The sequence below is a fragment of the Pseudoalteromonas sp. NCCP-2140 genome (assembly GCF_023708065.1).
Classification (GTDB): domain Bacteria; phylum Pseudomonadota; class Gammaproteobacteria; order Enterobacterales; family Alteromonadaceae; genus Pseudoalteromonas.
On record NZ_BRCZ01000009.1, the window covers coordinates 102,919 to 123,443 of the forward strand.

General features: G+C 39.3%; 16 protein-coding genes. 11 read left to right on the forward strand and 5 right to left on the reverse strand.

The window, feature by feature from the left end; all coding sequences use genetic code 11:
* Positions 1–126: 126 nt before the first annotated feature.
* Genes NFU46_RS16300 through NFU46_RS16320 form a run of 5 tightly spaced genes read right to left on the reverse strand, consistent with a single transcriptional unit; the run spans position 127 to position 4,919 of the window.
* A complete protein-coding gene (locus NFU46_RS16300) occupies positions 127–1,422 on the reverse strand; it encodes a hypothetical protein (RefSeq protein WP_251603282.1) in 1,296 nt (431 codons plus the stop codon).
* Positions 1,406–2,131: a WecB/TagA/CpsF family glycosyltransferase gene (locus NFU46_RS16305; RefSeq protein WP_251603285.1), complete on the reverse strand. Its 726-nt coding sequence runs from the start codon at positions 2,129–2,131 to the stop codon at positions 1,406–1,408. Before NFU46_RS16305 ends, NFU46_RS16300 begins: the two co-directional genes overlap by 17 nt.
* Positions 2,128–3,180 carry a glycosyltransferase gene (locus NFU46_RS16310; RefSeq protein WP_251603288.1) on the reverse strand — a complete coding sequence of 351 codons (1,053 nt, stop codon included), beginning with the start codon at positions 3,178–3,180 and terminating at the stop codon, positions 2,128–2,130. The genes NFU46_RS16305 and NFU46_RS16310 overlap by 4 nt, the downstream gene beginning before the upstream one ends.
* Before the next feature lie 5 nt (positions 3,181–3,185).
* A complete protein-coding gene (locus tag NFU46_RS16315) occupies positions 3,186–4,013 on the reverse strand; it encodes a glycosyltransferase (RefSeq protein ID WP_251603290.1) in 828 nt (275 codons plus the stop codon).
* On the reverse strand, positions 4,014–4,919 hold the full coding sequence (locus NFU46_RS16320) for a Wzz/FepE/Etk N-terminal domain-containing protein (RefSeq protein ID WP_251603293.1): 906 nt from the start codon (positions 4,917–4,919) through the stop codon (positions 4,014–4,016).
* 338 nt (positions 4,920–5,257) lie between these two features.
* Here NFU46_RS16320 and wecA (NFU46_RS16325) point away from each other — a divergent pair, with 338 nt between their 5' ends.
* The 11 genes from wecA (NFU46_RS16325) (at position 5,258) to pseG (ending at position 20,521) form a co-directional block, all read left to right on the forward strand.
* A complete protein-coding gene (wecA, locus tag NFU46_RS16325) occupies positions 5,258–6,355 on the forward strand; it encodes a UDP-N-acetylglucosamine--undecaprenyl-phosphate N-acetylglucosaminephosphotransferase (protein WP_251603296.1) in 1,098 nt (365 codons plus the stop codon).
* A 115-nt stretch (positions 6,356–6,470) separates the two neighbouring features.
* A complete protein-coding gene (gene wecA / locus NFU46_RS16330) occupies positions 6,471–7,532 on the forward strand; it encodes a UDP-N-acetylglucosamine--undecaprenyl-phosphate N-acetylglucosaminephosphotransferase (RefSeq protein WP_251603299.1) in 1,062 nt (353 codons plus the stop codon).
* Positions 7,533–9,683: 2,151 nt separating this feature from the next.
* Entirely contained in the window at positions 9,684–10,799 is a 1,116-nt protein-coding gene (locus NFU46_RS16335; protein WP_251603302.1) for a polysaccharide export protein, read from the forward strand.
* An 8-nt stretch (positions 10,800–10,807) separates the two neighbouring features.
* Positions 10,808–11,242: a low molecular weight protein-tyrosine-phosphatase gene (locus tag NFU46_RS16340; RefSeq protein WP_251603305.1), complete on the forward strand. Its 435-nt coding sequence runs from the start codon at positions 10,808–10,810 to the stop codon at positions 11,240–11,242.
* 14 nt (positions 11,243–11,256) lie between these two features.
* Complete coding sequence (locus NFU46_RS16345) at positions 11,257–13,497, forward strand: polysaccharide biosynthesis tyrosine autokinase (RefSeq protein WP_251603308.1); 2,241 nt, start codon at positions 11,257–11,259, stop codon at positions 13,495–13,497.
* A 94-nt stretch (positions 13,498–13,591) separates the two neighbouring features.
* A complete protein-coding gene (gene wecB, locus NFU46_RS16350) occupies positions 13,592–14,710 on the forward strand; it encodes a non-hydrolyzing UDP-N-acetylglucosamine 2-epimerase (RefSeq protein WP_285835547.1) in 1,119 nt (372 codons plus the stop codon).
* A gap of 121 nt (positions 14,711–14,831) precedes the next feature.
* Positions 14,832–16,109, forward strand: coding sequence for a UDP-N-acetyl-D-mannosamine dehydrogenase (gene wecC, locus NFU46_RS16355; RefSeq protein ID WP_251603311.1), 1,278 nt, complete (start codon positions 14,832–14,834; stop codon positions 16,107–16,109).
* A 16-nt stretch (positions 16,110–16,125) separates the two neighbouring features.
* Complete coding sequence (gene pseB / locus NFU46_RS16360; protein WP_251603314.1) at positions 16,126–17,139, forward strand: UDP-N-acetylglucosamine 4,6-dehydratase (inverting); 1,014 nt, start codon at positions 16,126–16,128, stop codon at positions 17,137–17,139.
* Between the two features lie 12 nt (positions 17,140–17,151).
* Positions 17,152–18,318, forward strand: a complete 1,167-nt coding sequence (gene pseC, locus NFU46_RS16365; RefSeq protein WP_251603317.1) for a UDP-4-amino-4,6-dideoxy-N-acetyl-beta-L-altrosamine transaminase — start codon at positions 17,152–17,154, stop codon at positions 18,316–18,318.
* A complete protein-coding gene (gene pseF, locus NFU46_RS16370; protein WP_251603320.1) occupies positions 18,315–19,001 on the forward strand; it encodes a pseudaminic acid cytidylyltransferase in 687 nt (228 codons plus the stop codon). Before pseC ends, pseF begins: the two co-directional genes overlap by 4 nt.
* A complete protein-coding gene (gene pseG, locus NFU46_RS16375; RefSeq protein ID WP_251603322.1) occupies positions 18,995–20,521 on the forward strand; it encodes a UDP-2,4-diacetamido-2,4,6-trideoxy-beta-L-altropyranose hydrolase in 1,527 nt (508 codons plus the stop codon). Before pseF ends, pseG begins: the two co-directional genes overlap by 7 nt.
* Positions 20,522–20,525 lie beyond the last annotated feature (4 nt).

Sequence of the window (20,525 nt, forward strand, 5' to 3'; positions counted from 1 at the left end):
TAGCCTAAATGTAGCAGGGCTTAATGTTGCTTGATAGGTACGGTGCGATAAAAACAGGGGTTTTTGTTAAAAATTTTTAAACTTAAACAATAACTAAAGTTAGAAGCCCCTCACGATAGGCTTTAATCATTGATAAACAAAAGTAGGCTTACTTAGTTTCGATTGCTTTTTTATCAATGTATTGATGTAAGAGGTTAAAGAAATTAAAAAACAAGACCAAAGTGCAGAACGATAAGCATCTATTGGCGTACCAGTAAATGAATATAAAGAGGCGGCAACAAAAGCGATGTGACAAGCAATGCTTAGTTGAAAGGTCTGAAAGTTTAAAAGGCCATTACGGTAAAGCTTGGTTGCATTAATGCAAACAGCAAGCGAGTACCAATAGAAGGTGATAATCACACTTAAAAAAGCGATTAGCCCAAACATTCCATAGCGGAAAAGGTAATCTAAATACGAGTTTTCAATAATAAACCCTTCAAGAGCTAAGGGTGAACCTTTATACCAATATTTTAGGCTTTCAGTAAGCGCAATAATGGTTTGATTAGTTCTTGTTGATGTTGAGCCATCTAATTTACCTTCAAGTGACAGCTCTATAAAACGTGTTACATAATCAAGATTAACCTCAAAATAAAGAACTAAAAAGACTAAAAGTGATAGTAAAGAAGCCATACTAAAAAGTATTTTATTAGCAATACCCAGTCTTAAAATGGCTGATAAGAAAGTAAAATAGAGTAAAATTAAAACGGTTGCTAAATAACCTGTTTTAGATTGCGATAAGAAAATAGCAAGCAATGCAAAAATAATTAATATGAACGCACTAAACCGACTTTTACCCAAGAAAAATTCAATGATCAAAAGAGCTAAAAAGAAGCTCAAAAAGTAGCAAGTTATATAAACCCAATCAAATGTACCAGGCGCTCTTACGCCAAAGCCTTCATACACTTCTTTAGAGTTAAAAAGCATTAATACAGCTATGTCGCCAAGAATAATTTGCAAAGCAATAAAAGCTAACTGCATTAAAAAAATAACCAATAAAGTACTGTTGATTCTAGCAGAGTCTGTTAAATCAAAATGTGCCGTTAAAAACGAGTAAAAAAATACGACAAAAAGAAAGAGTAAAAAGGGCTTTATTAGTACTGAAACATGAAAAAAAGAAAAACTCGGCACATTAAAACTAAATGTAATGAGCATGGCAATTAAAGGAAAAAAGTATATATAGGCTACATTAGGAACCTTGATAGTTGTTCTTGTTGCAAACGTTACTATCAGAAAATAACCCAACATGACAAAAAAGAACGTTTTTTGCGCTGTGTGCTCATCTAAACCTGGAACAATATAAGTTGGCCAGTAGCAAAGCATAAACAAAGTTGATAGCGATAGCCATTGTGCCGTGCTTATAGCTGAATTACTTTTTTGCTGCATTGGTCCTGATCATCGTGCTTAAGTAAGAAAAAATAAACTTAGGGTAAACCTTTAACACTCTATCTCGTACATGTTTATGCATCACTATACGTTGTAACCAGCGTAAACCAAATTTTTTGATTAATGGATGATAATAATCAGGCTTAATAGATGTTTGGGTTAAAAAGCCTCCACAGGTAATGATCACAGCCGGGTTCTTTAAGTTGTCTTTTAAGTAAATAGAAAAGCGTTCTTGATACGGAGTCCCCATACCAACAAGAACAACATCAATGTCGAGCTCATTTAACTCAGAGGCTGTTTGCTCATTGTTTTCAATATAGCCATTGCGATGATAAACCACATTTAAGCCAGGATATTGTTGCTTTAATACTTTAACCGCAAGGGTATTTTCTTCTTCGGTTGCGCCAATAATTGCGATTCTTTTATTTGTATCAGCGACTGATTGCAAAAATGTTCCTGCAATTGAGCTGTAATCAAAGCTTGCTCGTGTGATCTTAGGTAAAAATAAGTTGTGTAGGTGGCAAAGCAAAGAGCCATCTGAAAAATAATAGTCTACACCGTCTATTAAGTTGTCATCTTTTGCTACTTCATAATATGAAAAAGGGTTCAAAAAAGAGATAACAGTTGAACGCTTCGATTCAAAAGCTTGATTACTTGTTTGCGTGAAAACCTCACCCGAGAGAAGCTTTGTATTTAAGTTTTGATTCATAATATTGATTTAAATAATGTGTAGTAATTGGCTGCAGCAGCCTCAAGCAAAAAGCTACTCACGTCTGGAGAAGCAAGTTGTTCAGATTTATCGTCTTCAAACGCATTTATATAGTCGGCAAATTTATCTTTGTCTTCAAAATTCGCCAAGTAACCACATTTTCCGTTGGCGGTTAATTCTTTTGGGCCATACCGGCAATCAAATGCAATTATTGGCGTTTGCAAGAATGCCGCTTCAACTAATACAGTAGGGAGCCCCTCCCAGCGTGAAGGAAGTAAAATAGCTTTTGCATGCTGAATATATTTATAAGGGTTATCAGTAGCACCATGAAGAATAATGTTATTGCTCAGTTGCTTCTCAGCAATTAGAGTTGTTAATAAGTCACGGTCCGGGCCGTCACCTAAAATAACTACTTTTATGTTCTCATGTCGCGTTTTTACATCAGCAATAATATCAACTAAAAAGTCGTAGCCTTTTTGAAAATGTAATCGTCCTACACATACATAGTAATCGGAATACTCAACACTCTCTTTAGCGCGGTTTATAAGGCTAGGATCAAGCACAGGATTATAGATTCTTATTAAATCTTGTTTTCTTGCAACTTTAAAGTCGGTTAGGTTTTCTTTGATCCCTTCAGAAACACATACAATCTTATCAACTTGGCGATACAAAAACGTTGCAGCTAAACGTCGTAAAACGTTTTTAAGCTTTCCTTCTTGGGGTAGATTAATAGGCACGTGCTGTACCGCAACTGTTTTGATATTTCTGGGTGCTACAAAAGAAAACCGAGATAAGCCGCCTTTAGTAAATACGACCAAGTCAGGGCTAAGTTGAGAAACACAGCGACGGAAACCGCTAAAATCAAACCGGCCTGCTAATTGATGTATCTGTCCTAAATATTGGTATCGATCATACAGCTCACCATTGGTATCAAGGCAGATAACAGAAATTGAGCAGTCATGATATTGTTTTAGTCCAATAATAAGTTGCTCAGTGACACGTTCGACGCCACCTAATGAAAAGTCTTCTAAAACAAAAGCAATATGCATTTTGGCTATTTTCCTAATATTTTTTTGATGTTATGGAAAATAGAATACTTATAAATATCACTGTGCGAGCGGAATAATAAACTGATAGGCACCCAATCGCCTTTAATAATTGCTTGCCAGCATTGCATGGCATTAGCTTGCTTACTATTGAGTAAAGAAGCATGTTTATCTAGAAATTGCTGAAAGCCAATTAACCTGTTAGGTGAACGAGTTATACTTACTTCACTTTGCTCTTCATGTTGCAAGTAGGTCGACTCGGGCAGCTTTAAGCCTTTGCCAAACTGTTTAAAAAATCGTACCCATGTGTCGTAGTCTTGCCATGCTTTAAACTCAGCATCAAAACCACCAATTTGTTTTAGTTTTTCAGTTTCACAAAACAATTGATTGCCGACTTTATTCACAACGAGTAAATCATCGAGAGTTAGCTCACCAACAAAAAAAGTGTGTGGGGTTTGTTTATCACCTTTGCAAATAGTGACAGGAGTACAGAGCGATGTGTATTCTGCTTGCCAATTTTCTAAAAAATAAGATAAGCGGTTAGCAGTAAATTCATCATCGTCATCAAGGCCAGTAATAAACTCACCTTTGGCATTTTGAATCGCTAAATTACGAGCCGCACAGGCGCCTTTAGCTTCTTCATGGTGAAATACACGAACACGACTATTTTGTTCTGCCAGTTTATCTAGGTAAGCACGAGTGCTATCTTTAGAGCCATCATTTACGATTATCAGCTCCCAATTAGCGTAGTCTTGATTAAATACGCTTTGCACGGCTCTTTTTAGGTTTTCAACTCTATTATGAGTTGGCATGTATATAGTAACTAGTTCGCTCACTTAGCGGCCTCTGTAAAATCTGATTAAGCCAATAAAACAGCCTAAAATGCCAGCTAGTAAAATGCTAACAACTACAATTAAAGCACGTCGAGGGCCAGATTTTTCTTCGGCGACAATAGCGGGATCTAACGTTGTAAAAATATACTCGCTTTTTATCTCGGTTAGCATTTTGTTTTTAGTTTGCTCCTCAATTAAGCGATAAAACATTGAGCGCATGTCAGCAACGTTAGTTTGTTGTAGCTTTTCTTCGAGGTATTTTATGCTTTTATCTGACTGTTCTATATCAAATTTTTGCATTTGATTGTTTATGTCTTTAATAATGTTTTCAACAACGAATTGCGCCGTTTTAGGCGAGGGGTGCTCATAAGTGATACTAATTAAACCACCACGCACTTTTTCAATAATAAGATTTTCACTAAGTACTTTATAAGTTCGCCACTCCAGGCTGACTTCATCAGATAGCTTAAAAGTTTGAGAATCTGCATCATAAATTTCATCGTTGTAAGTAACGGTATTGGTTTCTTTGTTCCAGCTCTCTACAGCTAAAATATCAACGGTGAGGTTATGCTTATTGATAAATGAATATAAAAACTCTTTTGTGAGGATCTTTGCTTGTGCAACTTCGGTTTTAAAGCCTTTGCTATCTAGCCCACCTAAACCTGCAAGGGTTGCTAAACCATCAAGTTGTGAACCCATTTCACTGCTATTGCCTTGTAGGCTTTCGGTAGGAGCCAATAATGCTTCAGAGCGATACACATTAGGCGTATTAATTGCTACAAGAACAGCAATAACTGCTGCAATCAAGCACATAGCAATAATATAGATTTTGAAAGACCAAATAGAGGCGATTATCTCACCTAACTCTGGAGGAGAAACAACATTGTTTTTAGCGTCTTTATCGAGCATCTGTTCAAAACCTTTTGGCACATATCTAGAATTTTAACTTGCGAATTATACCTAACTTTCTTGAGGTTACTAGTAGCGGTCACTAAGCAAGAGTAATAAAGCTAAAACATAAACCAATCGTGCAGTGTGTAATTAATCTGCATAATCCGTTATTCCAAGTGGCTAAACATTAAGCATCTGCTAAAATGAATCCCTGAAGTGTAAGTTGTTTACAAATTCATCGGTAATAACTACAAAATATTTACACTTTTTATGCTTACATGTCGTTAGTAATCCAAATTTTTGCTTTGTTTATAAATCTTTAATAGTGCCAAGGATAAAATTGGCGCGGGGGAAACATGGACTTTTTCTTAGCTGTTCTGTCTTCTTTTGCTTTTTCGCTTGTAGCCATAAAAGTACTAAGACCATTTGCGATACGTTTTGAACTAGTAGATAAGCCTTGTGCAAGAAAACAGCATAACGGCCATGTTCCACTTATTGGTGGAATAGCTGTTTTTTGTAGTGTTGTTTTATCGAGTAGTATTTGGCTACCTGTAGATGTTGAATTAGTTAGTTATTTATCGGCCGCGGGTTTAATGGTGATGCTGGGTGTTGTTGACGATAAACATAGCTTAAGCGTTAGGTTTAGGGTTGGCTTTCAGTTATTAATTGCCACCTTTATGATTGTTACCATAGATAGTTATTTAATAAATCTTGGAGATTTATTCTCATTTGGTGATGTAAACTTGGGCTATTTCGGGTTAGTTATTACTTACATCGCAGTCGTTGCCATGATCAATGCGTTTAATATGGTTGATGGCATAGACGGCTTACTCGGTGCTATGGCAATTAACACGATGGCTTCTATTGCTTTGTTACTGACAATAAAAAATCAAGAAAACCTATTCACTATTTTAATTATCTTCTCGCTTATACCTTATCTCATTTTTAACCTGGGTGTATTTGGTACTCGTTACAGAAAAATATTTATGGGTGATGCGGGGAGCATGTTTATAGGGTTCACCGTAGTTTGGTTGCTAGTTATTAACACGCAAGGTGAAAATACTGGGTTTAGGCCTGTAACCGCGTTATGGATTGTGGCCGTTCCTTTGCTTGATATGGCCGCTGTTATTCTTTACCGTATTCGAAATGGCCGCTCACCGTTTCATGCTGACCGCCAGCACTTACATCATGTTTTACTTCGTTTAGGTTTATCTTCAAGAAGTACACTGTTACTTATATTCTTGCTTAGTGTGGCGTTTTCGACGGTGGGAATATATGGTGAACAACAAGCCGTGAGTGAGTCTGTAATGTTCTTTAGCTTTTTATGCCTTTTTGTAGTTTACTGCGCAGTGTTCAATAATATTTGGCGTATAAGTAAGTTCTCAAAAAGATTATCACTAAAAATAGTCCGTTACAGCAGGCAAGCTAAGCTAATTAAAAAAGGAAATATCTGAATTTGTTAAACCGAGTTGTCTTTCCTTGTGGTCCAGTTGCTCGGGGTATCGTTCTTGTATTACAATGCTCTGATTTTTCGGTTCTGGTTTCATAACACTCGGGTTAACTCTACTAATGCCATTTGAAATATTGTCTTTTATATTTAGTGCGTTTTTTATCACTTATTTACAGGTCTGGCTTGCAAAGCCAATCGCTTTCAAATGCGGGTTAGTTGATAGGCCAAATCACAGAAAATTACACGAAGGATCAATCCCTTTAGTAGGGGGAATTTGTGTTTTTATAGGTATAAGCTTAAGTGTTGTTATCTTTTTACCGATGACAGTAGAGGTTGTGTCTTATATTTTGTTATCGGGTTTAATGGTAACAATAGGTGTAGTAGACGATTACAAAGACATTTCTGTTAAACCTAGGTTATTAACTCAAATAGCGATCGCGCTAGCAATGGTATTTTTTCTAGACTACAAGCTTTCGTCTTTAGGCAGCTTGTTTACAGATACAAATATTCAACTTGGTTATTTTTCGGCTGTATTCACGGTACTTGCTGTAGTTGGTTGTATTAATGCATTCAATATGGTCGATGGGATCGACGGCTTAGTTGGGGTTTTATCTCTTATAGCCTTTACTGCACTTGCCTTTTTATTATTCAGAGCCGGAATTCAATGGTATGTGTTATGTGTATTTTATATAGGCGCCATAGCCGCATACCTAATGTTTAACCTTAATTGGCCAATTAAAAAGTATAAAAAAATATTTATGGGCGACGCAGGCAGCATGCTAATCGGGTTTACTATTATTTGGCTTTTATGTATTGGCACTCAATCAAAAGAACCTGCCCTTGCCCCCGTTACTGCACTATGGATTATTGCGGTACCATTAATTGATATGGCTGCAATCATGATCCGAAGAATCCGTAAAGGTGACTCACCATTCAAACCTGATCGTGAACATTTACACCATATATTCATGCGCGCAGGTGCAACACCAAAGCAAACATTGTTTTTAATTGCCGGGCTTTCATTGTTAATGACCTGCTTAGGTATTTACTTAGAACAAGTAAGCGAAACAATCAGTTTGTTAGTCTTTTTAGTTGTGTTTTTTGTATACAGCTACCTGATTACTCATATTTGGAAAGTATTAACATTTATGAGAAAGCTAAGAAAGAAAACTGCCGAGTAGAAATAGCCATAAGCTTTCATTTGTTTGAAGGGCATTGAATAGCAGACGCGCCAAGCAAGCGTGACGCCTACGACGGATGTAGGCGTGAAATTTATTTCGCGCGAAAATGTTTGCACATAGAGAAGTGAATGAAAAAAGAAAGAGGAAACCAAAACATTACTTCCTCTAAAGCGCAGCGTCTCTTATCCTCTTTGTGAATTAAAGATCTTTTTCTAACCACAGAGGACACAGAGAGCACAGAGAAAGAACACTTATAGCTTTCAGGTGTTGTTTGTAGGGCTTTGACAAAAGCCTGCTCGTAGGAGGTACTTTAGTGCCGAAAATACTTGCACAAAGAGAAGTGAATGAGAAAAGAATGAGGAACCAAAACATTACTTTCTTTTAAGCGTAGCATCTCATTACCTCAATGTAATAATTAGCTCTTCTCTGTGTAGCACGCAGCGCCTCTATGTTCTCTGTGGTTCAATATTCTTTGCACAGATAGCACTGAGGTAACAGAACAAATACGCAATTCAAACTCAATCACACATTTAATAGACTATCCCTCTAAAGCGCAGCGTCTCTTATCCTCTTTGTGAATTAAAGATCTTTTTCTAACCACAGAGGACACAGAGAGCACAGAGGAAGAACACTTATAGCTTTCAGGTGTTGTTTGTAGGGCTTTGACAAAAGCCTGCTCGTAGGTGGTACTTTAGTGTCGAAAATACTTGCACAAAGAGAAGTGAATGAGAAAAGAATGAGGAACCAAAACATTACTTTCTTTTAAGCATAGCATCTCATTATCTCAATGTGATAATTAGGTCTTCTCAGTGCAGCGCCTCTATGCCCTCTGTGGTTCAATATTTTTTTTGCACAGATTGCACAGAAGTAACAGAACAAATACGCAATTCAAACTCAATCACACTTTAAATAGACTATCCCTCTAAAGCGCAGCGTCTCTTATTCTCTTTGTGAATTAGAGATCTTTTTCTAACCACAGAGGACACAGAGAGCACAGAGAAAGAACACTTATAGCTTTCAGATTTCAGGTGTTGTTTGTAGGGCTTTGACAAAAGCCTGCTCGTAGGAGGTACTTTAGTGCCGAAAATATTTGCACAATGAGAAGTGAATGAGAAGAGAAAGAGAAAACCAAAACACTACTTTATCTTAAGCGTAGCATCTCATTATCTCAATGTAATAATTGGTTTTTCTCTGTGTAGCGCGAAGCGCCTCTATGTTCTCTGTGGTTCAATATTCTTTGCACAGATAGCACTGAGGTAACAGAACAAATACGCAATTCAAACTCAAACACACTTTAAATAAACTACCCCTCTAAAGCGCAGCGTTCTCATAATCTCTTTGTGAACATTAGGTTTTCTCTGTGTAGCGCGCAGCGCCTCTATGCCCTCTGTGGTTCAATATTTCTTTTGCACAGATTGCACAGATAGCACAGGGGCAACAGAACAAATACGCAATTCAAACTCAAACACACTTTAAATAAACTACCCCTCTAAAGCGCAGCGTTCTCATAATCTCTTTGTGAACATTAGGTTTTCTCTGTGCAGCGCAGCGTCTCTATGCCCTCTGTGGTTCAATATTTCTTTTGCACAGATAGCACTGAGGTAACAGAACAAATACGTAATTCAAACTCAATAACACTTTAAATAAACTATCCCTCTAAAGCGCAGCGCCTCTTATTCTCTTTGTGAATATTGATTTTTGGCTCTTACTCTCAATGTGAATAATTTCTCAAAGCTATCTATGGCCAGCTTCACCAGCCTAAAAATTGTAACCAAATCGGAAATAAGATTGATATTCTGACCATAGAAGATATAATTTAGCCGCTTTAAAGGATGTACATCACTAAAGGGAAGGCTAACTTTTAATCAAAGTTACAAATTAGGCAGTCACTTCCAATGAATACGTCTTCATAATTTTGCAATGCTTTAGTATTTAAATGCGCAAAATAGTAAAAAATTTATAGTACTTAATTAATTTAAAAACCGGCTAGATTCAACATGTACAAAGCCTTAGACGTGTTGAATTACCTATGCGGGAATTATATTGGCCTGTTTGGTTTGTTAACTTGCGTATAACAAGCTCGCATGCTTTAATTAGCCAGCTTAAGCTAGCAAACGTTAATCAAAATACAACAATCTTTTGGGAAGAAGAATGGCGTTCAAATTTAAACTCCTTTTAGCATCTTTGTCTATTATCACAGTGAGTGGTTGTACGATTATTCCGGGTAGTCACTACGAAGGTATTGACTCAGGTGATCAAGTCGAGAATTTAGAAAAAGACCTCGAAAAAGTTAATATCCAAATTATTGACTCTTCATTAATAAATCAACAAAAAGCAAACAGCAAAAAAGTTACTCAGCCTAACAGCTTAGCCGGTGTAAACGTAAGCGACTATGAATACAAATTAGGTGTAGGTGACGTATTAACGATTGGCGTTTGGGATCACCCAGAATTAACCATTCCTGCTGCAGTACAACGTACAGCAGAGTTCGACGGCTTCCGTGTGCAAACAGATGGCACCATTACATTTGCCTATGCACCAAACATAAAAGCGGCTGGCCGCACTGTTGCAGAGGTACGCGCTGACTTAGCAAAACGCCTAAGTCGCGTAATTGAAGACCCACAAATCGACGTAAAAGTAGTTGGTTTTAGAAGCCAAAAAGCCTACGTTACAGGCGAAGTAGAAAACCCAGGTGTTTACCCAGTAACCGAAATTCCACTTACATTAATCGATGCGCTAAACCAAGCAGGTGGTTTAACTGACCGTGCAGACTGGCGCACAGTAACGTTTACTCGTGGTGACAAAACAGAAGAAATTAAACTAGACGATTTTTACGCTCACGGTGATATTTCGCAAAACCGTTTATTAAAGCATGGCGATATTGTGCATGTTAACCGCGACGATAAACAAAAAGTATACGTACTAGGCGATATTCAAAAAGCAGGCACAGTAAATGTTGACCGCTACGGCTTAAACCTAGCGCAAGCGCTTAGCGATACTGGCGGTATTAGAGAAGCAACTGCTGATGCAAATGGTATTTTTGTACTACGTAAGCGCGACCTAGAAAAAGACGGCATTATTGCTGATGTTTATCAGCTTCATGCAAAAAATGTTGCAGCATTAGTACTTGCTGAGCAGTTTGAATTACAACCTCGCGATATTGTGTATGTTACATCAGCACCGCTTGCGCGTTGGAACCGTGTAATTAGCCTATTATTACCTTCTGTATCAACAGTTGATTCTGTTAACGATATTTCGAATAACTAAGGTTAAGTATGTTTGACTCAGTATTAGTAGTATGTGCAGGTAATATTTGCCGTAGCCCAACTGCCGAGTATGTACTTAAAAGTAAGTTACAAGGTAAAAGTATTGCAGTTTCGTCGGCGGGGTTAACCGCATTAGAAGGTAAACCTGCCGATGCAATGGCACAAAAGCTGACTCAAGAACAAGGCATTGATATGTCGGCCCATGCTGGCCGACAAATTAGCTCGTCGTTAGTTATGCAAAACAGCGTAATTTTGGTGATGGAAAAACGCCACCTAGACGACCTATGCTCACGTTACCCACAAGCGCGTGGCAAAACCTTTTTGCTAGGAAAGTGGATTGGCGATAAAGAGATCCCCGATCCTTACCGCCAAAGCGAAGAAGCATTTAAACATGTGTACGAACTAATCGATAGCGCCTGCAGCGCTTGGCAAAAGTATTTATAAGGAAACTTGCATTAATGAATGCTCAGCCTTCTAGTCTGTCTGGTAATAAATCGGGCAGTGCAAACACACAAAACTCTCAAGAAATCGATTTAATGGCGCTAGTTGGCGCATTGCTTGATCGTAAATATTTTATCGCTGCAGTTACCGCTGTATTTATGCTAGTGGGTGTTATTTATGCACTGTATGCAGCGCCGGTATACCAAGCAAGCGCGATGATACAAGTTGAAGACAGCAGTGCCTCGGTACCTGGCTTTGATGACATGAGCGGTATGTTCGAAAGTACATCAGCAGCTGTAACCGAAATAGAGCTACTTAAATCGCGCTCTGTAATTGGTGAAGCGGTAGATACGCTAAACCTAGATGTAATTGTAGAGCCAAAATTATTCCCGATGATTGGTAACCGCGCATTTAGAAGCTTTAAGCCGCAGTCGCCAGGTGAAGTAGCCGAGCCAAGTTGGGGCGCAAGCTCATATGCTTGGGGCGGCGAAAGTATCGACGTATTTAGATTTGATGTACCAAATTTTAATGTAGGTACAACGTTTATTATTGTTGCGCTAGAGAATAATCAAGTTGAGCTACAAAACGAAGATGGCGACACCATTTTAACTGGCCACGTTGGCCAAGAGCTTTCGAACGGTATTATCGATTTAACCATTCGTAGTATTAATGCGCGCCCAGGTACTGAGTTTTTAATTGCTAAACGCGACCGTTTAAATACAATACTTGATCTGCAAGCGGCAATTGGTGCTAGCGAAAAAGGTAAAGACTCGGGCATTATTACCCTAACGCTGCAAAGCGAGAGCGCGCAATTCGCCGAAAAAGTGCTAGATAAAGTGGCCTCTATTTATGTGCGCCGTAATATTGACCGCAACAGTGCAGAGGCGCAAAAGTCACTCGAGTTTTTAGAAGTACAATTACCAGAGGTTAAAAAGCAGCTAGAGTATGCCGAAAAACGCTTTAACGATTACCAAATTAAGCAAAAGTCAGTAAATATTACCCTAGAGACCCAAGGTGTACTTGAACAAATTGTAGAGCTAGAAACTAAACTACAAGAGCTAGAACTAAAACGCCTAGAGCTAAGCCGTAAATTTAAAGAAAGCCACCCAACTTACCAAGGCGTGCTTGAGCAAATTGAAGCGGTAGAAAAACAAAAGAAAAACTTAACCGGCGAAGTAACGAACTTACCATCGACTCAGCAAGAGCTATTACGTTTAAAACGTGATGTTGAAGTAAGCAACCAAATTTACACTATGTTGTTAGGTAAAACGCAAGAGCTAGATATTGTGCGTGCAGGTACGGTAGGTAACGTACGTATTATTGACCGCGCAGAGGTAAACCTATCTAAGCCTGTTAAGCCTAAAAAAGCATTAATAGTGGTAATGGCGACTATGCTGGGTGGCATGTTAGCAGTAGCTATTGTGTTAATTCAAAAAGCGATACATAAAGGTATTGAAGACCCAAGCGAGATTGAGGGCCTTGGCTTACCTGTGTATGCAAGTGTACCGTTTTCTGATCACCAAGATAAGTTAGTGTCGTTTGGTAGAATGAAAAACCGTAAAACAACACAAGCCAACACCATATTAGCAGTTGAAAACCCAGCTGACTTATCAATAGAAGCTCTGCGTAGCTTACGTACAAGCCTACACTTTGCGATGATGGAAGCTAAAAACAACGTAATTGCAATATCGGGCCCAAGCCCAGGTGTAGGTAAGTCGTTTGTATCGGTTAACTTGGCAACGGTACTGGCACAAAGTGATAAAAAAGTACTAATTATCGATGCCGACATGCGTAAAGGTTACCTACAAAAATCATTTAACGATAAGTGGGAAAACGGCTTAAGTGACTTTTTATCGGGCCGTTTAGAGCTTAAAAATGTAATTAAGCAAACTAAGGTACCTAACCTTCACTTAATTACTCGTGGGCAAATACCGCCAAACCCGTCTGAGCTATTAATGCATGAGCGCTTTTCTAAGCTAATCGACACCATTAAACAGCATTACGACATTATAATTATAGATACGCCACCAATTTTAGCGGTAACAGACCCTGCAATTGTCAGTGCCCACGCAGGTAGTACCTTACTTGTAACGCGATTTGGTCAAAACCATGTACGCGAGCTTGAGCTAACACGTAACCGTTTTGAACAAAATGGTATTGATGTGAAAGGTGTGGTGTTTAATGGCGTACTTAAAAAAGCCAGCAATGCCTATGGGTATTATGGCTATTACAACTATGAGTATAAGTCTAGTAATTAACACCCAATCAACATTAATAAGAAACTGTTCATAGCAGTGTAATCCTACTTGTTTATGCTGTTAGGAACTTCGAATAGTTTTCCAAGGATTTTACGTGAGAGTATTAACTGTATTCGGTACTCGCCCAGAGGCCATAAAAATGGCCCCGCTTGTACATGCGTTAGCTAACGATAGCCGATTTGAAGCAAAGGTATGTGTAACTGCTCAGCATCGCGAAATGCTCGATCAAGTTTTAGAGCTGTTTAAAATTACACCTGAGTACGATTTAAATCTGATGAAAGCAGGGCAAACGCTACCTGAGGTAACTAGCCGAATTTTGTTAGAGCTAACACCAGTGCTGAAGGAATTTAAACCAGATGTAGTACTAGTACATGGCGATACTGCAACAACGTTTGCAGCTAGCTTAGCAGCTTATTATGAGCAAATTGCAGTAGGCCATATTGAAGCTGGCTTACGTACTGGTAATATTTATTCACCTTGGCCAGAAGAAGCAAACCGTAAACTTACGGGGGCGCTCACTAAGTATCACTTTGCACCTACCGATACGTCAAAACAAAACCTGTTAAACGAAAACTATGCAGCAGAAAATATCAGTGTTACTGGTAATACAGTGATTGATGCCTTACTGATGGTTAAAGATCAAATAGAAAGCGATAGCGACCTAAATAACACACTTTCAGCCCAATTCCCAATGCTTGATGCAAGTAAAAAGCTAATTTTAGTAACAGGGCATCGCCGCGAAAGCTTTGGTGGTGGTTTTGAGCGTATTTGTGAGGCATTAGCACAAACAGCTCAGGCTCATCCTGACTGCCAAATACTTTATCCAGTCCATTTAAATCCTAATGTTCAAGAGCCTGTAAACCGTATTCTAAGTAATGTAGATAACGTTCATTTAATTGAGCCGCAACAGTATTTGCCTTTTGTGTATTTGATGAATCAAGCTCATATAATTTTAACTGACTCAGGTGGTATTCAAGAAGAGGCACCTAGTCTAGGCAAGCCTGTGCTTGTGATGCGTGATACAACAGAGCGACCAGAAGCTGTTGATGCTGGCACAGTTAAGTTAGTAGGTACTGATGTAAGCAAAATAACATCTGCGCTTGATAATTTATTAACTGATGAGACTGCATATAAAGCAATGAGCCGTGCCCATAACCCATATGGCGATGGTAAAGCGTGCAAACGCATTTGTGATATTTTAGCTAATAGCTAATCTATAGCGAGTTTACAACGCGAAAATATATACCGAAGGGGGAGTAAAGACACTTCCCTTTTATTAAGTAAAGAATAACGAAGCTCGAAATTCGTAGCTTGAATTAAGTGAAAGGATTATCATGTCATTTAATACTATTTCAGTTATTGGCCTTGGTTACATAGGTTTACCTACAGCTGCAATGTTTGCATCGCGCAAAAAAAAGGTAATAGGTGTCGATGTAAATCAACATGCGGTAGACACAATCAATCGTGGTGAAATTCATATTGTAGAGCCAGATCTTGACATGATTGTACATGCAGCTGTCACAGAGGGGTTTTTAAAAGCTACATTAACGCCAGAACCTGCAGATGCATTTTTAATTGCAGTACCGACACCGTTCAAAAATAACGACTCTGAAATCCCTGAGCCAGATTTAAGCTATATACAAAAAGCAAGCGAGGCAATTGCACCAGTTCTTAAAAAAGGTGATTTAGTTATTTTAGAATCAACATCACCTGTAGGTGCGACAGAGCAAATGGCTGAATGGTTGGCAGCTGCGCGCTCAGATTTGACATTTCCGAATCCACACGACGAGTCTGCAAGTCAGTTAGTTGATGTAAGTGTAGCACATTGCCCAGAGCGTGTATTACCTGGCCATGTAGTACGTGAATTAGTAGAAAACGACCGTGTTATTGGTGGTATGACAGCCAAATGCTCTGATCGAGCAGTCGAGCTATATAAAACTTTTGTACAAGGTGAGTGTGTAATCACCAATGCCCGTACAGCCGAAATGGCAAAATTAACAGAAAACTCATGTCGAGACGTACAAATCGCATTTGCAAATGAACTATCTATCATTTGTGACAAGCTAAATATTGATGTGTGGGAGCTAATATCATTAGCTAACCGCCATCCACGTATTAATATTCTACAACCGGGGCCTGGTGTAGGTGGGCACTGTATTGCAGTTGACCCGTGGTTTATTGTGAGCAAAACACCTGAAGAAGCCCAAATTATACATACGGCACGTAAAGTGAATGATGCCAAACCACAATGGGTAATCAATAAAGTTAAACTAGCAATTGCAGACTTTTTACAAGCAAACCCAACTAAAACGGCTAAGGATGTAACTATTGCGTGTTACGGCTTGGCATTTAAACCTGATATTGATGACTTACGTGAGAGCCCAGCTTTAAATATTGCGAAACAGGTAGCTGAGCTTCATTCTGGTGCTGTTATCGCTGTAGAGCCTAATATTAATGAATTGCCAAGTAAGATAAATGCATTTCGATTATCTACATTTGAAACTGCAAAAAATACAGCTGATATTCATTTATTATTAGTTGATCATAAAGAATTTAAATTGAATAAAATTAGTAGTGCTTATGTAATCGATACAAAAGGCATTTGGAACTAAGGTTAAGGATTATATAATGTTAAACAATAAAACGATTTTGATTACGGGTGGCACAGGTTCATTCGGTAAGAAATTCATAGAAACTATCTTGGCGCGTTACCCAGATGTAAAAAAGATCATTATTTTCTCACGTGATGAGCTGAAACAATCAGAGCTTCGTATGAGCTACCCGCCGCAGCAATATCCGCAATTACGCTTTTTTATTGGTGATGTGCGTGATAAAGAGCGTGTAAAGCAAGCGTGTGAAGGTGTTGATGTGATTATTCATGCTGCTGCAATTAAGCAAGTAGATACAGCAGAATATAACCCAACAGAATGTATTCGTACTAATGTCGATGGTGCAGAGAATGTGATTCATGCGGCACTAGAATGCGGCGTTAAAGACGTAGTTGCATTATCAACAGACAAAGCATGTGCCCCAATTAATCTATACGGCGCAACTAAACTTGCATCAGATAAGTTATTTGCAGCGGCGAACAATATTAAAGGCTCAAAAGACATTAAATTTAGCGTTGTTCGTTACGGTAATGTTATGGGGTCACGTGGCTCGGTTATTCCATTTTTCTTGAATAAGCGTCAAGACGGTATTCTACCTATTACGCATGAAGAAATGACGCGTTTTAATATTTCCCTTCAAGATGGCGTAGATTTGGTTATGTTTGCGATTGGCCATCATTTAGGTGGTGAAATATTTATTCCTAAAATACCTTCATACAAAATCTTAGATGTTGCTACAGCCGTTGCTCCAGAGTGTAAAACAGAAATTGTTGGTATTCGTCCTGGTGAAAAGCTGCATGAAGAAATGCTGACAGAAACTGACTCAATCAACACGATTGATTTAGGTGATAAGTATGCGATTTTACCGTCTGTGTCTTACATGTACACTGAAGCGCAATTTCTTGAGCACCATAAAGCGAAGAAAGTGCCTTTTGGTTTCAAATACAACTCAGGTACAAATACCGAGTGGGAAACCGTTGAAAGTTTACGCGACTTAGTCAAAGAGCACGTTGATCCTACGTTTGAAGTATAAGAGAACGCATAAATGATACCGTACGGAAAGCAATCTATCACAGCAGAAGATATCAACGCTGTAGTTGAGGTGTTGAAGTCAGACTTTTTAACGCAAGGGCCACAAGTGCCTGCATTTGAAAAGTCGTTAATGGATGCCACTGGAGCACATTACGCATTAGCAGTTAATAGTGCCACCTCAGCATTGCATATTGCCTGTTTGGCTTTAGAGCTAGGGCAAGGTGATGCTCTTTGGACAACCCCCGTCACATTTGTTGCATCAGCTAATTGTGGTCTTTATTGTGGTGCGACGGTTGATTTTGTCGATATAGATCCACAAACGTACAACCTATGTCCTATTGCATTAGAAGCGAAGTTACAACGCGCTAAAGTTTCGGGAACGTTACCTAAGGTGTTAGTGGCTGTTCACCTGTGTGGTCAACCTTGTGATATGAAAGCTATCCATGCGCTATCACGCGAGTATGGTTTTAAAGTAATAGAAGATGCGTCGCATGCGATTGGTGGTCGATACCAGTCACAACCGATTGGTGCGTGTGAATACAGTGATATAACTGTATTTAGTTTTCACCCAGTTAAAATTGTCACGACGGCAGAGGGTGGTGCTGCGCTCACAAATGATAAAGCGCTGGCATATAAAATGGCTCTTTATAGAAGTCATGGTATTACTCGAGACGAAGCCTTAATGGAAAATCCATCACACGGCGGCTGGTATTACGAGCAAATTGATTTAGGCTTTAATTACCGCATGACAGAGTTGCAGGCAGCCTTAGGTGTATCGCAAATGACACGCTTGAGTGAGTTTGTGTCTGCTCGCCATCATCTGGCAGCACGTTATAACGAAAAGCTAGCAGGTTTACCCCTAACACTGCCATACCAATTACCGCAAACATACTCTGGGTTGCATTTGTATGTTATTCGTTTGGATTTATCGGCGATAAGCAAAACACATAAAGAAGTATTTGATGCTCTACGAGAGCGTGGAATAGGAGTGAATTTGCACTACATTCCAGTGCACTTACAACCTTACTACCAAAAGATGGGGTTTGCAGCGGGAGATTACCCTCATGCAGAAGCGTATTATCAAGATGCAATCTCAATTCCGATGTTTCATGGTATGACGCATGCGCAACAAGATGACGTTGTGAGAGTGTTAACTGAAATATTGGTTGATCAATCATGAATGTAGCAATCATCCCCGCACGTGGTGGTAGTAAGCGCATACCACGTAAGAATATCAAAGAGTTTCATGGAAAGCCGATGATAGCCTATTCGATTGAAGCTGCTATTAAGAGCGGGTGTTTTGATAAAGTGATAGTATCAACAGATGATGTTGAAATTGCCGACGTTGCACAGCAGTTTGGCGCACAGGTGCCGTTTATGAGACCAACAGATATTGCGGATGATTACGCAACGACTCTGGATGTAATGAAACATGCAGTTGAGTGGCTTGAGGCACAAGGTGATGCAGTTGAGAATGTTTGCTGTCTTTATGCTACTGCGCCGTTTGTTATGCCAAATAACTTAAAAGAAGGGTATGAAGCATTGCAATCGGGTGAATTGGATTATGCATTTAGTGCAACGAGTTATGCATTTCCTATTCAACGAGCACTTAAAGTAAATGCCGAAGGCACGGTTGAAATGTTTCAGCCGGAGCACTTTAATACTCGCTCACAAGACTTAATTGAAGCATACCATGATGCGGGCCAATTCTATTGGGGCACAGCGGATGCATATAAATCTAAACGCCCTATATTTGGGGTTAAGTCAAAAGCCGTACTTTTGCCACGAAAGCAAGTGCAAGATATTGACACGCCAGAAGACTGGGACTTAGCTGAAGCGTTATTTCAGGTTATCAAATGCTAAACGTTGCTTTTCGGGTTGACGCATCTATTCACATCGGCAGTGGCCATGTTATGCGCTGTTTAGTTTTAGCGGATGCTTTGGCAAGCGATGGCCACCAAGTTGCTTTTTTAACTCGCCCACAAGCTGGAGACTTAATATCGTTTATTAAGCAGCGCGGTCATGATGTTTGTCCACTTTCAGAGCTAGAGTGTCCAGTCGAGCCAGTTAGTACCGATGACTACGCAGGTTGGCTTCAAGTCTCAGAGCTTGATGATGCAACTGAGTGTGCCGGTTTACTTACATCGACAGACTTAGTCATTGTTGACCATTATGGTATTGGTACCTTATGGCACAAGCGAGTAAAAGAAACACATGATTGTAAAGTGGTTGTAATTGATGATTTAGTGAGAACGCATGACGCTGAATTAATTATCGATCAAACCTTACAACGACACGCAGCGGAGTATAACCGAAAAAATGCTAATGCATTGGTACTAGCAGGAACACAATACGCACTAATTGCGCCTGTTTTTGCGACATATCACCAACAGTGCCATGTAGAAAAAAAGTCGCCTTTGCGACAGCCGCCTCGTATCCTTCTTTCGATGGGCGGCATTGATGCCCCAAACGCGACACTACAAGCCCTGCAGGCTTTACAGCAGCTTGACACAAAGCCACTTGTCACTGTTTTATTAAGCCAGCGCGCGCCAAATTATGACAGTGTGAAAGCATTTTCATCGCAGTACTCAGAGTGGGTAACGCATATTGATTTTGTGAGTGATATGGCTGTATTAATGACAGAGCATACACTTGCGATAGGTGCACCGGGAAGTACCTCGTGGGAGCGAGCATGTGTTGGGCTTCCAAGCATTATTATTGCATTGGCTGAAAATCAGCAAACAATTAGCCGTAATTTGGCATTGGCAGGCGCCGCAAAGCAAGTAGAGCTATCTCGAATACAGACAGATTTAGTGCCAACGTATCATGAATTACTCAGTCAGTATGAAGAAATACGAAAAATTAATTTACAGCTGTGTGATGGACAGGGAGTACAGCGAGTGGTTAAAGCCATTAAGCGTCTGAGTGAGTTTAGGTTAAAGTTACGGCCCGCTATCACCGCAGATATTGAGCAAGTTTACGAGTGGCAGTGTAAACCAGAAACACGAAAATATGCATTAAATAAAGCGGTACCGAGTTTTTCAGAGCATCAAGCATGGATGACAAAGAAGCTCGCAGCAAACAACGACTATTTTTATATTATTGAACTTGTTGACGAAAATAACAAAACTACGGCACCTGTGGGTGTGGTTCGCCTTGATAATAGCGCACAAGCTCAATACACGATTTCAATTTTTATTGACGCTGATTATTTTGGCAAGGGCATAGGAAAATATGCCTTACAGCAAATAGATAACTTACACCCTGATGTGATAATAAATGCCACGGTATTAAAAGAAAACGCGGCATCACAAGCGCTTTTTAGAAGCGCAGGGTATCAGAGAGTCAATTCAGAGCAATTTACTCGACCAGTTGTGGAGTGAGGAA